At 65.1% G+C, this 14,023-nt stretch carries 16 protein-coding genes and 1 tRNA gene; 8 read left to right on the top strand and 9 right to left on the bottom strand.

All coding sequences use genetic code 11. The features are described 5' to 3' along the window. Positions 1–33: 33 nt before the first annotated feature. A complete protein-coding gene (locus tag CH291_RS12040; RefSeq protein WP_094687584.1) occupies positions 34–669 on the bottom strand; it encodes an SOUL family heme-binding protein in 636 nt (211 codons plus the stop codon). A gap of 109 nt (positions 670–778) precedes the next feature. Here CH291_RS12040 and CH291_RS12035 point away from each other — a divergent pair, with 109 nt between their 5' ends. Then, positions 779–1,684, top strand: a complete 906-nt coding sequence (locus CH291_RS12035) for a sterol desaturase family protein (protein WP_068054672.1) — start codon at positions 779–781, stop codon at positions 1,682–1,684. On the opposite strand, the gene CH291_RS12030 is transcribed toward CH291_RS12035, so the two are convergent. Then, entirely contained in the window at positions 1,665–2,354 is a 690-nt protein-coding gene (locus tag CH291_RS12030) for a YceI family protein (RefSeq protein WP_068054670.1), read from the bottom strand. The genes CH291_RS12035 and CH291_RS12030 overlap by 20 nt on opposite strands. A gap of 120 nt (positions 2,355–2,474) precedes the next feature. Between CH291_RS12030 and CH291_RS12025 the strand changes: the two genes are divergently transcribed. The 3 genes from CH291_RS12025 to CH291_RS12015 are packed head-to-tail and all read left to right on the top strand — an operon-like array spanning position 2,475 to position 4,894. Next, positions 2,475–3,485 carry a PHP domain-containing protein gene (locus CH291_RS12025; RefSeq protein ID WP_094687734.1) on the top strand — a complete coding sequence of 337 codons (1,011 nt, stop codon included), beginning with the start codon at positions 2,475–2,477 and terminating at the stop codon, positions 3,483–3,485. After that, a complete protein-coding gene (locus CH291_RS12020) occupies positions 3,482–4,396 on the top strand; it encodes an alpha/beta hydrolase family protein (RefSeq protein WP_094687733.1) in 915 nt (304 codons plus the stop codon). The genes CH291_RS12025 and CH291_RS12020 overlap by 4 nt, the downstream gene beginning before the upstream one ends. A gap of 36 nt (positions 4,397–4,432) precedes the next feature. Continuing rightward, positions 4,433–4,894, top strand: a complete 462-nt coding sequence (locus tag CH291_RS12015) for a hypothetical protein (RefSeq protein ID WP_094687583.1) — start codon at positions 4,433–4,435, stop codon at positions 4,892–4,894. A 231-nt stretch (positions 4,895–5,125) separates the two neighbouring features. Here CH291_RS12015 and CH291_RS12010 read toward each other — a convergent pair. The 4 genes from CH291_RS12010 to CH291_RS11995 all read right to left on the bottom strand — a co-directional run bounded on the left by CH291_RS12010 (position 5,126) and on the right by CH291_RS11995 (position 6,564). Continuing rightward, positions 5,126–5,216 (bottom strand) — tRNA-Ser (locus tag CH291_RS12010). Between the two features lie 58 nt (positions 5,217–5,274). Then, positions 5,275–5,472, bottom strand: a complete 198-nt coding sequence (locus tag CH291_RS12005) for a CsbD family protein (protein ID WP_032380656.1) — start codon at positions 5,470–5,472, stop codon at positions 5,275–5,277. Positions 5,473–5,565: 93 nt separating this feature from the next. Further along, positions 5,566–6,015 (bottom strand): nucleoside deaminase, encoded by a 450-nt coding sequence (locus tag CH291_RS12000; protein ID WP_094668655.1) that lies wholly within the window; start codon positions 6,013–6,015, stop codon positions 5,566–5,568. A gap of 9 nt (positions 6,016–6,024) precedes the next feature. Next, positions 6,025–6,564, bottom strand: coding sequence for a tRNA adenosine deaminase-associated protein (locus tag CH291_RS11995; protein WP_068054716.1), 540 nt, complete (start codon positions 6,562–6,564; stop codon positions 6,025–6,027). A 63-nt stretch (positions 6,565–6,627) separates the two neighbouring features. Here CH291_RS11995 and CH291_RS11990 point away from each other — a divergent pair, with 63 nt between their 5' ends. Beyond that, complete coding sequence (locus CH291_RS11990; RefSeq protein WP_094687582.1) at positions 6,628–7,599, top strand: prephenate dehydrogenase; 972 nt, start codon at positions 6,628–6,630, stop codon at positions 7,597–7,599. Here CH291_RS11990 and CH291_RS11985 read toward each other — a convergent pair. Beyond that, entirely contained in the window at positions 7,572–8,087 is a 516-nt protein-coding gene (locus CH291_RS11985; RefSeq protein WP_068054710.1) for a putative glycolipid-binding domain-containing protein, read from the bottom strand. The two genes, CH291_RS11990 and CH291_RS11985, sit on opposite strands and share 28 nt — an antisense overlap. Before the next feature lie 188 nt (positions 8,088–8,275). Between CH291_RS11985 and CH291_RS11980 the strand changes: the two genes are divergently transcribed. Then, positions 8,276–8,617, top strand: coding sequence for a hypothetical protein (locus CH291_RS11980; RefSeq protein WP_094687732.1), 342 nt, complete (start codon positions 8,276–8,278; stop codon positions 8,615–8,617). On the opposite strand, the gene CH291_RS11975 is transcribed toward CH291_RS11980, so the two are convergent. Together CH291_RS11975 and CH291_RS11970 are read right to left on the bottom strand one after the other, a co-directional pair. Continuing rightward, the gene (locus CH291_RS11975; protein WP_094687581.1) at positions 8,614–10,437 is read right to left on the bottom strand and encodes an ABC transporter ATP-binding protein; all 1,824 of its coding nucleotides are present in this window, start codon (positions 10,435–10,437) and stop codon (positions 8,614–8,616) included. The genes CH291_RS11980 and CH291_RS11975 overlap by 4 nt on opposite strands. After that, positions 10,430–12,223 carry an ABC transporter ATP-binding protein gene (locus CH291_RS11970; protein WP_094687580.1) on the bottom strand — a complete coding sequence of 598 codons (1,794 nt, stop codon included), beginning with the start codon at positions 12,221–12,223 and terminating at the stop codon, positions 10,430–10,432. The genes CH291_RS11975 and CH291_RS11970 overlap by 8 nt, the downstream gene beginning before the upstream one ends. 178 nt (positions 12,224–12,401) lie before the next feature. Here CH291_RS11970 and CH291_RS11965 point away from each other — a divergent pair, with 178 nt between their 5' ends. After that, positions 12,402–13,550, top strand: coding sequence for a DNA cytosine methyltransferase (locus tag CH291_RS11965; RefSeq protein WP_179276531.1), 1,149 nt, complete (start codon positions 12,402–12,404; stop codon positions 13,548–13,550). After that, the gene (locus CH291_RS11960; protein WP_094687578.1) at positions 13,547–13,963 is read left to right on the top strand and encodes a very short patch repair endonuclease; all 417 of its coding nucleotides are present in this window, start codon (positions 13,547–13,549) and stop codon (positions 13,961–13,963) included. The genes CH291_RS11965 and CH291_RS11960 overlap by 4 nt, the downstream gene beginning before the upstream one ends. Positions 13,964–14,023 lie beyond the last annotated feature (60 nt).

Raw genomic sequence — 14,023 nt, 5'->3', positions numbered from 1 at the left:
ATTAGCGAGCAGTTGCCGGAATGCCCCGACGCGTCAGGAACCGTCCGGTATCGCCACGACCACCTCGTTGCGACGCAGCGGCGGCAAGGTCCACGGAGGATCGTAGAACCAGGTCATCGGCTCACCGAGCATCTCGATGCCGTGTGCACGCAGCGCTTCGGTCAACGCGGCCATCTGCGGTTCGACGTCGTCCCGGCTGCGGCCACCGCTGAAACGCAGCACGGCCACCGTCTCCGCTGGGACCTCCACCAATGTCACCCGGTCGTCGTCGGGCGTGGGCAGCGTGTCCATCGTCCACTCGGCCGGCATGAAGAACCGGACGACCCAGCCGTCGCTGCCGGGCGTGCTCGACACGGGGGCAGTCATCGCGATCTTCTTCGAGCCTGCGGGCGACTGACTGACGGGAGCGGTCATGGCAACCTTCTGCTTGCCCCCGTTTCCACCGAATATGTACCCGGCGAGCCGACGGAAACCTTCCTGGCGTGCCTCGTCCTCATCGGCGTCGACCGTGGTCTGCGCCGCGATGCGTGGTGAGTAACGACGGATCTCCACCGCATCGGTCAGTCGACGGCTCGTGTGCGGCGGTTCCTCGGTACCGACCCGAATGCCGACGACACCCAACACGGACTCGCCCACCTGCCCGACCGTGGACGCGATCTTCTGCAACATGTCCGACTCCGCTCCCTCGACCGATGCGTGCGCCCTCCACGGTACGAGCCGTAGGAAAGTAGGGCAGGCAGCGTTACACTCAACCTCTCACTGTCACGCGGGAGGTTCGATGAGCGACTGGATCGGTTCGGCGTGGAATGCACTGCCCGAACCGCTGCGCGACCCCGTCGCGCTGGCCATTCCCGCGTTCGCGCTGCTGCTGGCCATCGAGTGGATTGCCGCCGCGAAGCTAGAAGACGGGTCTCGCGGCAGCTACTCCGCCAGGGATGCGCGCGCCAGCCTGAGCATGGGCCTGGTGTCGATCGCGACCACCACGGCATGGAAGGCGCTCGCCCTCGTCGGCTACACCGCCATCTACGTCTACGTTGCGCCGTGGCATCTCCCGGCCGACGCCTGGTACACGTGGGTGATCCTGATCCTGGGCGTCGACCTGCTGTTCTACGGCTATCACCGCATCGCGCATCGGACCCGACTGATCTGGGCGACGCATCAGGCTCATCATTCGAGCGAGTACTTCAACTTCGCGGCGGCGCTGCGACAGAAATGGAACAACAGCGGCGAGGTCATCATGTGGCTACCGCTCCCACTGCTGGGAATGCCGCCGTGGATGGTGTTCGTCGGCTTCTCGATCAACCTCGTCTATCAATTCTGGGTCCACACCGAGCGCATCGACCGGTTGCCGCGGCCGTTCGAGTTCGTCTTCAACACGCCCTCGCACCATCGCGTCCATCACGGCCGCGATCCTCAGTATCTCGACAAGAACTACGGCGGCATCCTCATCGTCTGGGACCGACTGTTCGGCACCTACGCCGAGGAAGTCGAGCGCCCAAACTACGGCCTCACCAAGCCAGTGGACACGTTCAACATCTGGACCCTCCAGACACACGAATACCGCAACATCGCACGGGATGTCGCGGCATCGCGGTCATGGAAGGAACGCGTCGGATATCTCGTCGGGCCGCCGGGATGGACGCCTGCGGCCGCGAGAGAACGCGCTACTGCTGACTCAGATTGATCAGGAAGTCGACGGTTCCCGAGCCCTCCACGGTGACGAAGCCGAGCGACGGCGGTTCGATGCCGTAATCGGCCCACGTGGTCGGAATTGCGCCCGACGCGATGAGCGTGTCACCGGACTGCAGCACCTCCATCTGCACCGAGACCGGACGCGTCTGGTCCTTGAGCGTCAATGTGCCCTCGGCGGTGACGGTTTGGGTGGTGCCGTCCTTGGGCAGGGAGGACAGGTCGATCGGCGAGTCGATGTCGAACGTCGCCGTCGGGTAGGCGGCGGTGTCGAAGATGTTGCCGCGGAACTGACTGTCGCGACGATCGCTGTCGGTGGTGATCGAGTTGGTCATCACGACCACCTGTCCCTCGGTCAGGGTGTCGTCGGCGATGACGACGTTGCCCGAGACCTCGGTCGTCGACCCGACCACAGTGACATCGGACCCGTTGAGCAGTTCGTCGACGGTATAGCCCGCGGCGGTGGCGTTGGCAGCGTCACCTGGGGTGACGATCCACCGTCCATCGATGCTCTCGGTACTGGCGGCCTGCGCGCCCGAGGTGGACACCGATGCTGCCGGTGCGTCGTCTTCCTGGAGCGACGCATAGATCTTGGGGCCGAAGTACAGCCCGAGCGCCGCCACGACGACAACAACCACTCCGACGATCCACCATTTCTTGGTCATGACTGCCGATGGTAGTTGCAGCTTCAAGCCTATGGGGAGTGAGCGACCTGGTAACTCCCTGAGAGTTTTGTCCGTTTACCCCGTGAACGCGTGTCGGTACCGCCAGGCACAATGGAACGCATGGATCCGGTGGACGCACTCCGAGAGATCGGGTACTGGCTCGAGCGCTCACGTTCGGACACCCACCGCGTCAAGGCCTACCGTCGGGCCGCCGATGTCGTCGAATCCCTCACGCCCGCACAGCGATCCGAGCACGAGAAGGCCGACAGCTGGTCCTCGCTGGCCGGTATCGGAGCCAAGACCTCGCTGATCATTCGCCAGGCTCTCACCCAGGACGTCCCGGACTACCTCCGCGAACAACGAGACGCCGCAGAACCGATCGGCGACAACGAACTTCGCAGCGCATTGAAGGGCGATCTGCACACCCATTCCAACTGGTCCGACGGCGGCAGCCCCATCGAGGAAATGATGCGCACCGCCGCGCGGCTCGGCCACGAATACTGTGCTCTCACCGACCATTCCCCGCGACTGAAGGTCGCCAACGGCCTCACGGCCGAGCGCCTACGCGCACAGCTCGACGTCATCGCCGAGCTGAACGAGCGGCTCGCACCGTTCCGCATCCTCACCGGAATCGAAGTGGACATTCTCGACGACGGATCACTCGACCAGGACGAAGGTCTGCTCGCCGAGCTGGACGTGGTCGTGGCGAGCGTGCATTCCAACCTGCGTGCCGACTCCAAGACCATGACCAAACGCATGGTCACCGCCATCGCCAACCCGCACGTCGACGTGCTCGGTCACTGCACCGGACGGCTCGTCGAGGGTGGCCGCGGCACCAGGCCCGAATCGACGTTCGACGCCCCCGTGGTCTTCGAGGGCTGCCGACAGTTCGGCACCGCGGTGGAGATCAACGCCAGACCCGAGCGCCAGGATCCTCCGGAGCGACTGATCGACATCGCCCTCGAGCGCGACTGCCTGTTCTCCATCGACACCGACGCGCACGCACCCGGACAGCTGGACTGGCAGGGCTACGGCTGCATCCGTGCCGAAGCGCGCGGCGTCCCCGCCGAGCGCGTGATCAACACCTGGCCGCTCACCGAACTGCTCGAGTGGACGGCGCAGCGCGCGTGAATCGTCGCCATTTCCTCTCGGGTCTGCTGGCTGTCGCGTTGGTCGGCTGCAGTTCGGCCGACACCGACTCCTCACCGAGCACCGCCGAAACGTATTCGGCTGCGCTACAACCGGTATCAGGCCCGGCCGGGGATCCCATCCGGCTGAAGTACGGATACGACTCGGACAACATCGGCGACCTGTACCTCCCGGACAACAACGCCAGCTCGCTCCCGGTGGTGGTGATGATTCACGGCGGCGGGTGGCAGGAAGACCTCGACCTGTCGTACTTCCAACAGATGTCGACGGCCATCGCCGACGAGGGCATCGCCGTGTGGAACGTCGAATACCGACGTGGCCCGAACAACTGGGCCAACACCCTCTCCGACGTCGACGACGCCACCGAGGCACTGGCAACCGTCGTACAGGACGCAGCCGACGGGCGACTCGATCTCGATCGCGTCCACGTCGCCGGACATTCGGCCGGTGGCCAACTCGCCGCATGGGTGGCCGCTCGACACCTCATGCCCGTCGATGCTCCAGGAGCGGAACCGAAGATCAAGCCCCGCAGCGCCACCATCATGGCCGGCGTCTTCGACATGAAGAGAGCGGCCGACATCGGCGGCGACAAATTTGTGCCCGCATTCCTGGGCGGCATGCCGGACGAAGTGCCCGGGCGCTACGAGATCGCCTCGCCCATCGAATACCTCCCGCTCGACGTGCCGCTGACCGCACTGCACGGTGACGCCGACCAAACCGTCTCGGTGAATCAGAGCCGCGTTTACGTCGACGCTGCCGTGAAGGCGGGCAGCACCGACCCCGAGCTCGTCGTTCTGCCCGGAGCCGGACACGGAGCGTTCCTCGACCCGAAAGACCTCGCCTGGTCGACGGCGCTGAGCACCATCACCGGACGTGCGCAGACCCTGCTTTGACGTCGGCGGTTTCGCCGTAGGTGGTACACAGTTGCGATGAACGGAAAAATCTCGACCGGATTGCTCGGGCTGATCGTGGCCGTCTCGGTGGCCGGATGTGGCAACGAGGCGTCGACCGAGGAAGCGTCGAGCACATCCGCCACTGCTACGACCACGTCTGCTGTCGCCTCCACCACGGTCCCGACCAGCACCACGGTGGAATCACCTGCGCCCGCGCCCGCTCCTGCGCCTGTTTCCGAGGTACCGCCTGCTGCCGAGCCCGCAGCTCCGACCGACGCGACCTCCGGCGTCACCGGTGAAGCGCTCTACCAGCAGACCTGCACCCAGTTTCTGCCGTCCATCGATGCGCTGGAGCAGACCGGAATCTCCGACCGCGCCGCCTCCGTCGAGGGTCTGCGCACCGAAATGACCACCGCGCCCAGCTGGAACGACGTCCCGCCCGGCGATCAGAACGAAATTCTGCGGGGACTCGACGCCGCCGGGGCTGGACAATGCTGAGCGTCTGAGTCGCGTGGGGTTCGGATCTGCCCCAATCCCCGTCCTGCCTCGGTGATCCCGCGACCCACCCCCGTGATCCCGCAAACGCGCGCGCGTTCGCCAAGTGCGCGCGAAATAGACCCGAATCGATAGCGAATCCGAACGCGTCTGACGAATGCGCGCGCATCTGCGACGAACCCAGCCCCCAGCGCACAAAAAACTCCCCACCCGACGGATCGGGTGGGGAGTTCTTGGCGGTGGCGGAGGGATTTGAACCCTCGGACGGGGATTACCCGTCACACGCTTTCGAGGCGTGCTCCTTAGGCCGCTCGGACACGCCACCGCAGAAGACTGTACCGGAATGACGGCCTGAGGCTAAATCGCCTGCTCAGCGCGCAGATCTAGTTGCCGGTGAGCTTGTCCTTGATGTTCGAGGCTGCGTCCTTGACTTTCTCGGCACCGTCTTTGAATGCGGCCGAGGTCTGGTCGCCCTTGCCCTCTGCTTCGAGGTCCTTGTCTCCGGTGGCCGAACCTGCGGCTTCCTTGGCCTTGCCGCCGAGGTCTTCGGTCTTGTTCGAGATCTTGTCGCCGAGTCCCATGAGTGTCTCCTTCGCAAGTTCGGAGCGCAGCGTTGCGCTCTGCCCTCTACCCTCCACAAAATCGGACATGCAGGCCACCATGTGACGAGATCGTTATCTCTGACGGGCGAAGAATCGGGTCAACACTTCGGCGCATTCGGCTTCCAGTACACCGCCGCGGACCTGTGGCCGATGGGTGAGTCGGCGATCGCGCACGACGTCCCAGAGCGAACCGACAGCACCGGTCTTCGGCTCCCATGCTCCGAACACCACCGCTCCGACGCGGGCGAGGACCAGCGCCCCGGCGCACATCGTGCAGGGTTCCAACGTGACGGCCAGGGTGCAGCCTTCGAGTCGCCAACCGTCACCGTGAACAGCCGCTGCTCGACGCAACGCGATCACTTCTGCATGTCCGGTGGGGTCGCCCGACGCCTCCCGCGCATTGCAGGCCCGGGCTATCTCACGTCCGGTGGCGTCGAACACGACGGCTCCGACGGGGACGTCAGCATCCGATGCCTCGGCCGCAGCAGACAGCGCTGCTCGGATCATGTCCGCGTCGGACATCGGCATCGGTTACCGCCGCAGCTTGTCCACCGCTGCGGCGAACTCGCTTTCGAAACCCAGTCGTTCGGCAATGGACTGCAGTTGCTCGTCCGGATAGTCGTCGGTCTCGGCGACGATGATGCCGAGCACGGCCTCGGGTAGTCCGAGGTCCGCCAATAGGGCGAGGTCGCCCTCTTCGTAGGGCTCGATGTCGTCGAGTTCATCGGGGTCGACGTCGGGGATCTCGATGTTCAACGCATCGAGAACATCCGCGGCGATTTCGTAGTCCACTGCGGCGACCGCGTCGGACAGCAGGAGTCGGGTGCCGTTCGGTGCGGGACGCAGGATGACGAAGAATTCCTCGTCGACGTCGAGCAGCCCGAACACAGCTCCCGAGCTGCGAAGTTCACGCAGTTCGGTCTCTGCCGCCGACAGGCTGGTCAATGCGTCGTCGGACAGCGGCGTGACAGTCCACTTGCCTTCCTCTCGGACAACTGCAACGCCGAATCCCTCGAGGTCGTCGTACTCCGGTGCGGATGCGCGGTTGTTGTTCGCGCGCTGTGCGGCCATGCGCGCAACGGTAGTCCGGTAGGGGCCTGTATTCGAAGTCCACCTCCCGTCGACGTCACCCACCTGTGCCAATCTGATCCGGTGACTTCTTCCTCGGTGTGCGTTCTGGGTCTCGGATTGATCGGCGGGTCGATCCTGCGCGCGGCTCACGATGCGGGTCGTCCGGTGTGGGGATGGAACCGATCGGCCGACGCGATCGCCGGTGCTATCGCCGATGGCTACGACGTCGGCACAGACCTGACAGCCGCTCTGAGCAGGGCCGCAGCACAGGACGCGTTGATCGTCATCGCGGTTCCGATGCCTGCCGTCGACTCCGTTCTGGCGGCAATCGCCGAGCACGCGCCCGCTGCTCCGATCACCGATGTGGTCAGCGTCAAAGCCGAGGTGGCCTCGGCAGTAGCGGCTCGCGGACTGCAGGCCCGCTACGTCGGTGGGCATCCGATGGCCGGCACCAACCAGTCCGGCTGGTCGGCCACCGATCCCACGTTGTTCGTCGACGCGGTGTGGGTGGTGGCCACCGACCCGGGAGTAGACGCCGACGTGTGGGTGCGGGTGGCCCGGCTCGCGCTGGATTGCGGTTCGGTGGTGGTGCCGGCCGAGAGCGTCGAGCACGATCGCGCCGTCGCCAGAATCTCGCACCTGCCGCACCTGCTGGCCGAGGCCCTGGCAATCGTCGGGGCGGCAGGAGGGCCGTTGGCGTTGGGCCTGGCTGCAGGCTCGTTCCGCGACGGGACGCGGGTGGCGTCGTCGTCGCCGAATCTCGTCCGCGCGATGACCGAGGGCAACGCGGCCGCTCTACGCACCGCGCTCGACGAGGCACTGCATGCGCTCACCGAAGCGCGCCAAGAACTGGACGAGAACTCGACGAAAACACTGGTCGACGCCGGAAACGCAGCGCGGCTGCAGTACGAGCAGCACCAGCGTTTCGAGATCACCGACATCACCCCGGGCGAGCCGGGGTGGCGAGAAAAACTGCAGGACGCGGGTCGGCGCGGTGGCGTCGTACGTCAGATCCGTTCGGCCAGTCCCGGGTAATCGAGGACGAATCCGTCGGCGTCGACCGTGACGGACGACGTCGACACCGGTGAGATGACGTGGATGCCCTCGGAACCGCTGCTGTAGGTCAGCGTGGCCTCTTGAATGCTGAGGTCGAGCACGTTCACGTAGACCGTGGGCACCTCGAGGTCCTGGACCTGAGTGTGCAGACCGAATCGACGGATCGGCAGAGTGTTGAAGAAGGGGCTGAGCACCATGTCGACGTCGAGTGCGCCACTGTAGGTCGAGCGCTGATGGCTGGTGCTGTTCTCCACCATCCAGTAGCCCTCGTCGTCGCGGCTGACGGACGCCTGCCGGTCACCGGAGGCGAGCGAGGTGCGCACCGAGAGCCGCTTGGTGACGCCGTATTCGTCGGTCACCAGGTCGTAGGACGCGCTGAAGGCGGGGTGATCGCTGCACGCAGCGCCGATGATGCGTCCGGCAGCCTTGATGCGATTGCCGGAGAGCTGTACTCGCACGGACTCCATGCGGGGAACATCGTGGGCTCGCCACGTCAGGATCGAGGGCCAGGTTTTCGCGTCGGTGGAATCGGACGCGGGGACGGAGGCATGCTCGGCACCCGATGCTTGAGTGATCACCCACCTACGGTAGGCGACGAGGCCCCCAGAAGATCAAGCGGACGTGCCTTTTCTCGCAGTTCATTAAGGTTGTGCCCGTGACGACAGAGAACACCGGCGGCGGTCAGTTCGATTTCGCGCATTCCGAACAGGCCGCGAAGAGTCGACAGGACAAGGCGACAGCCCTCGCGCGTTACGTGTGGGATCGCGGCATCACCGGTGCCGAGCTCCTCGACCTCACCGACGCCGTCCGTCGAAAGCTGGCCCGCGCCGCCGATCTGCATCCGCCCAGCACGATGGAGACGTGGACCATCGTGGCCGAGCTGCTCGACCGCAAATCGGCATGGGCGGCAGAGCACCCCGGTCACGACGGTGCGACGCCCCAGCATGCGGACGAGAAGATCATGTGGGTCAGGCCGCCGATCACTCCCTGGACCTAGACGAGCGAGTCCTCCCACGCCTCGTGCAGGTGTGCGAAGCGTCCCTCTCCCGCGATCAGGTCCTCGGGGGTTCCGTCCTCGACGATGTTTCCGTCGGCCATGACGAGCACTCGATCAGCGATGGCCACCGTCGACAGGCGGTGCGCGATGATCAGCGCAGTTCGTCCCTGCAGGATCGTCTCGAGTGCGCGCTGCACCAGCCGCTCGCTCGGGATGTCCAGACTCGACGTTGCCTCGTCCAGCACGATCACCGACGGCGCGGCGAGGAACACTCGTGCAAAGGCCACCAATTGCCTTTGGCCCGAGGACAATCGACCTCCGCGCTTGCGCACGTCGGTGTCGATTCCCTCCGGTAGCGTCGCGATGAACTCCGTCAGTCCGACGGCGTCGGCCGCTGCCCTTACCTCCGCATCGGTCGCGGTGGGGCGTCCGAGTCGGATGTTGTCCGCCACCGAACCGGAGAACAGGAACGACTCCTGTGTCACCATCACGACGTTGCGACGCAGGTCCTCGTCGCTGATCTCCCGCATGTCGATGCCGTCGAGTCGGACGGCTCCGGCCGTCGGATCGTAGAAGCGCGCCAACAGCTTTGCCAGTGTCGACTTGCCTGCTCCGGTGGCTCCGACCATCGCGACCACTTGTCCGGCGGGTACGTGCAGCGAGAATTCCGGCAGCACGACGCGTTCGGGGCCGTAGGCGAAGTGCACGTCGTCGAACGTGATGTCGCCCTTTGCCGTTCCGATCTGCACCGGGTTCTGCGGTGCTTTCACCGACGGCTCTTCCTCGAGCACACCGGAGATCTTCTCCAGCGCAGCGGCGGCGGACTGGTAGGCGTTGAAGACCATCGCCAACTCGTCGAGCGGTCCGTAGAACCGGCGCAGATACAGCACGTAGGCGGCGAGCACACCGATGTCCATGTGGCCGTTGATCACTCGCCAGCTACCGAACACCAGAATGATGGCGAGCGTGACGTTGCCGATCCAGCGCACGATGCCGGTGTAGCTCGCCATGCCGCGCAGCGCTGCGGTGGTGGCGTCCCGGTACTCCGAGTCCTCGGTACTGAGAATGGCGTCGTTGCGGCCCTCGCGTCGGAACACCTGCACCGCGCGGATGCCGCCCATCGACTCCACGAAATGGACCACCACGCGCGCGATCGCCACCCGTGTTCGACGGTAGCCCTGGCGTTGTCGGCGCTGTGACCAGCGGGTGACGAGGACCAGCGGAACGAAGCCGGCCAGCACGATCATCGCCATAGGAACGTCGAGGTACACCAGGATGATCGCGATCGACACCATCGACAGGATCGCCGTCAAGGCATCGTTGAGCGCGCTCTCGAGCAGTGTCTGCAGAGATTCGACATCGCTGGTCAGTCGCGAGATCAGCCGTCCCGAGGTGCACTTCTCGTGGAACGACAGACTCAGCTTCTGGGCATGGTCGAACACCCGTCCGCGCAGGTCGTACAGGATGTTCTGACTCAGCCGACCGGAGACGGTGAGAAACGCGTAGGTGGTGAGCATGCCGAGCAGACCGAAGCCGGTGTACCCGCCGACCGCCCACAGCAGCGGACCCCAATCGCCCTGTCCCGCAGCGCCGACGCCGTTGTCCAGCGCGTAGGCGATGAACAGCGGACCGGCGACGTAGGTGATGTTGTCGACCAGAATGATCAGGAACGACAGCAGGGCCTGCTTCTTGTACGGGCGCACCAACGAGACGAGCAACCGGCGAGAACGCCCGGCCAGCACCAGGTTTCCGGTCGCGTCGACCTCCGATTCCTCACCGCCGACGCCGCGCCAATCCGCAGCTGCAGTTTGCTCAGCCATGAATCGACCCCATCACCTCGCGGTACCGCGGCGACGACGCCAGCAGTCCCTCGTGTGTTCCCTGCTCCACAATTCTTCCGTTCTCGAGATAGAGCACGCGGTCGGCCAATGCAGCGGTCGACGGCCGGTGTGCCACCAGCACCGTCGTCGAATGCGCCAATACGCGTCGCAGTTCCTTCTGCACTTTCGCTTCGGTGTCCACGTCGAGCGCGGACAGCGGGTCGTCGAGCACCAGCACCCGCGGCTTGCCGAGCACCGCCCGCGCCAGTGCGAGCCGCTGCCGCTGCCCACCGGACAGACTCATGCCCTGCTCACCGATGCGAGTGGCCAGACCCCACGGCAACTGCTCGACGAAATCCGTTGCGTGCGCGATCTCCAACGCCTCGGCCACCTCGGCATCGGACGCGTCGGGTGAACCGAGCGCGATGTTCTCGCGCGCACTGGCCGAGAACAACACCGGATCCTCGAACGCCACCGTGACGATCGAGCGAAGATCGGCCAACCGCATCGAGGCCACGTCGATACCGTCGATCGTGATGGTGCCCTCGGTGGCGTCGAACAGTCGGGGCACGAGGTTCGTCAGCGCAGTCTTTCCGCTACCGGTGTTGCCGACCAGCGCGACGGTCTCCCCCGGCTCGACGACGAAGCTGACGTCGGTCAGAAGCGGCGAGGACGCGTCGGGAAAGGTGAATCCGACGCGATCGAATTGCACTCGGCCACAGATCTTTTCGGGTAAATCGACGGGATTGACCGGATCGGTCACGGTTTCGGAAGTGTCCATGATCTCCCAGTACCGATCCGCTGCCGTGCGCGCGTTGTTCAGCTCGGCCAGCAGGTACCCGAACGATTCGATAGGCCACAGCAAGAAGGTGACGATCGCAATGGCGGCGACGAGCGTGCCGACCGTCATCGTGCCCTGCACGATCGAGTACGTCCCCACCGCCAGGATTGCGCCGATGGTGATGGGCTGCAATCCGACGATCACCGCCCAGATGATCGCCAGGTAGCGCACCTTCTTCAGTTCGGTGCCGCGCAACGTACGAGCCTGACGGAGAAACTGCTTGCCCAAGTGCGCACTTCGACCGAATGCCTTGAGGACGCGAATACCCTGGATGGACTCCTCGACCGTCGTCGTGACGTCGCCGGCCTGATCCTGAGCGTCACGGGCCACGACGCGGTACAGCGTCTCGAACTTGGTGCAGGCGATCACCAGCGGCACCGACGTCACCAGCATGATCAGCCCCAATTGCCAGGACTGGACAAGCAGTACGCCGATACCCACGACGAGTGTCACCGCGTTGATGATGATGAACGGGCCGATGAAGGCCATGAACCGACGCAGCGAACCGAGGTCTGCGATGGCACGAGAGAGCAGCTGACCCGATTCCCAGCTCTCGTGAGCCGAGACCGACAGTCGCTGAAGCTTGTCGAATACCGTTGCCCGCGCTGATATCTCGAATTGGCTCGACGGCCGCGAGACCAGGTAGCGACGAACCCAGATGCCGAGTGCATCGATGGTGCCGAGCAGCAGGACGAAAGCGGCGGGCCACCAGACTGCCGAGAAATTGCGGTCGGTGATGGGGCCGTCGATGACACGCTGCATCACCAGCGGAATCACCAGACCGGTCAGAGTCGCGATCAGCGAGACCACGATCGAGGCGATGTAGAACCACTTGTACGGCAGCAGAAACGGCGCGAAACGGCGCAGTGAACTGGTCGTCCGCACTGGGTTCGGATATGGCTGATCGACCGTTCCGGTTTCGGGATCGAGCACACCCGTAGACACAGTTCTTCTCCTTATTGCTGTGCTCGAATGATTTCATTGCACAGGCTCAGTTTCCAACCGATTTTTGGGCCAGCGCATTCCAGTGTGAAACCTCGAGCAAGGTCGAGGTCAAGTTCAAGAGCCCTCGAGTAACGTAGGACCGTCGGGCGAGGGAAGGGCACACGTGAGCGCACGGTCGATGGTCGGGTTGTTCGCGGGGATCGGCGGGCTCGAGCTGGGTTTGGCCGAGGCGGGCTGGTCGACGCAGTTGCTGTGCGAGATCGATCCCGGAGCCGGGGCCGTCCTTCGAGCGCGTATGCCCGAGACACCGCTGCACACGGACGTCACCACTCTCCGCGGCCTGCCCGGCGACACCGAACTGGTGGCAGCGGGCTTTCCTTGTCAGGACCTGTCCCAGGCCGGACGCACTGCGGGCATCACCGGTGCCCGCTCCGGCTTGGTGGACGAGGTGTTTCGGCTCGTCACGCGGCGGCGGGGCCCGCGCTGGCTGCTGATGGAAAACGTGCCATTCATGCTGCAGCTCAGCCGCGGGGCTGCCATGCGACACATCACCGACGCGCTCGAGGACCTCGGCTACATGTGGGCCTACCGCGTCGTCGATGCCAGAGCGTTCGGATTGCCGCAGCGTCGCCAGCGGGTGGTGATGCTGGCCTCACGCACCGACGATCCGCGCGAGGTGCTGTTCTCCCAGGATGCAGGCCCGTTGCCCGACGGCGATCCGAGCACCCAACCGTGCGGCTTCTACTGGACCGAGGGCATTCGCGGTCTGGGCTGGGCGGTCAATGCGGTCCCGACGCTGAAGGGTGGATCGTCCCTGGGCATCGCCAGTCCCCCGGCGGTTCGTCTGCCGTCCGGGGAGATCGTCACGCCCGGCATCCTCGGGGCCGAACGTCTGCAGGGATTCGATCCCGACTGGACGCTGCCTGCTGTCCAGCAACCCGGCGTGCGCAGCGGGCATCGTTGGAAGCTCGTCGGCAATGCCGTCAGTGTGCGGATGGCGTCATGGGCCGCGCGTGCACTCGACGATCCGAAGCCGTACGACGCGTCGAACGATCTAGCTCTACTTCCAGGCCAGGCCTGGCCGACCGCCGCCTGGGGACGCGATCGAACGTCGTTCAAGGTCGCCGTGTCGACCATGCCGGTGCACGAACCCTACGAGGACCTCATCGACTTTCTGGACGACTCGAAGCTGCTGTCGGCGCGGGCCACCGCGGGATTCCTCAAGCGCGCACGCACCGGCAACCTTCGCTTCGCCGACGGTTTTCTCGACGACCTCGACGCCCACCTCGAGCGCATGGGCGGGTACGCCGAGCAGGTTCCGGTATGAGCGCAGACCGCCCCGTCACCGACGCGAAAACCAGTGCGCGCCTGAGCAAGCAGAAGCGACGCGACACCAAGCCTGAGGTGGCGCTGCGGCGAGCACTCCACCGGCGAGGCCTGCGATATTTCGTCGATCGCGCTCCGTTGAAGGGCATGAGGCGTCGAGCAGACCTGGTGTTCCCCAGGCGCAAGGTCGCGGTCTACGTCGACGGCTGCTTCTGGCACAGCTGCCCGATTCACGCGACCGCGCCCCGAAACAACGCGCAGTGGTGGGCCGACAAACTGGCCGCCAACGTGGCCCGCGATCGCGACACCGACGAGAAACTGCTCGCGGAGGGCTGGCGTGTGGTGCGAATCTGGGAACACGAGGACCCTGCCATCGCCGCCGACCGCGTGGTCGACGAACTTTCAGGAGCCTGAAACCATCTCGAGCCCCCGCGCGTCCAACCCCATGATCGGTCGAATCGAGTTCGGGGGAAA

Source organism: Rhodococcus sp. 14-1411-2a (genome assembly GCF_002259485.1).
Lineage (GTDB): Bacteria > Actinomycetota > Actinomycetes > Mycobacteriales > Mycobacteriaceae > Rhodococcoides.
The sequence above is the reverse complement of the archived record's forward strand: the minus strand, read 5'-3'. Positions and strand labels throughout refer to the sequence as shown.

What these genes read in the sequence shown, in the direction of transcription:
- CH291_RS12025 (WP_094687734.1), top strand. Translation starts at nt 2,475, where the DNA reads ATGGATCCGGTGGACGCACTCCGAGAGATCGGGTACTGGCTCGAGCGC.
- CH291_RS11965 (WP_179276531.1), top strand. Translation starts at nt 12,402, where the DNA reads ATGGTCGGGTTGTTCGCGGGGATCGGCGGGCTCGAGCTGGGTTTGGCC.
- CH291_RS12000 (WP_094668655.1), bottom strand. Translation starts at nt 6,015, where the DNA reads ATGTCCGACGCGGACATGATCCGAGCAGCGCTGTCTGCTGCGGCCGAG.
- CH291_RS12030 (WP_068054670.1), bottom strand. Translation starts at nt 2,354, where the DNA reads ATGACCAAGAAATGGTGGATCGTCGGAGTGGTTGTTGTCGTCGTGGCG.
- CH291_RS11975 (WP_094687581.1), bottom strand. Translation starts at nt 10,437, where the DNA reads ATGGCTGAGCAAACTGCAGCTGCGGATTGGCGCGGCGTCGGCGGTGAG.
- CH291_RS11995 (WP_068054716.1), bottom strand. Translation starts at nt 6,564, where the DNA reads ATGGCCGCACAGCGCGCGAACAACAACCGCGCATCCGCACCGGAGTAC.
- CH291_RS12015 (WP_094687583.1), top strand. Translation starts at nt 4,433, where the DNA reads ATGAACGGAAAAATCTCGACCGGATTGCTCGGGCTGATCGTGGCCGTC.
- CH291_RS12035 (WP_068054672.1), top strand. Translation starts at nt 779, where the DNA reads ATGAGCGACTGGATCGGTTCGGCGTGGAATGCACTGCCCGAACCGCTG.
- CH291_RS11985 (WP_068054710.1), bottom strand. Translation starts at nt 8,087, where the DNA reads ATGGAGTCCGTGCGAGTACAGCTCTCCGGCAATCGCATCAAGGCTGCC.
- CH291_RS12005 (WP_032380656.1), bottom strand. Translation starts at nt 5,472, where the DNA reads ATGGGACTCGGCGACAAGATCTCGAACAAGACCGAAGACCTCGGCGGC.
- CH291_RS12040 (WP_094687584.1), bottom strand. Translation starts at nt 669, where the DNA reads ATGTTGCAGAAGATCGCGTCCACGGTCGGGCAGGTGGGCGAGTCCGTG.
- CH291_RS11960 (WP_094687578.1), top strand. Translation starts at nt 13,547, where the DNA reads ATGAGCGCAGACCGCCCCGTCACCGACGCGAAAACCAGTGCGCGCCTG.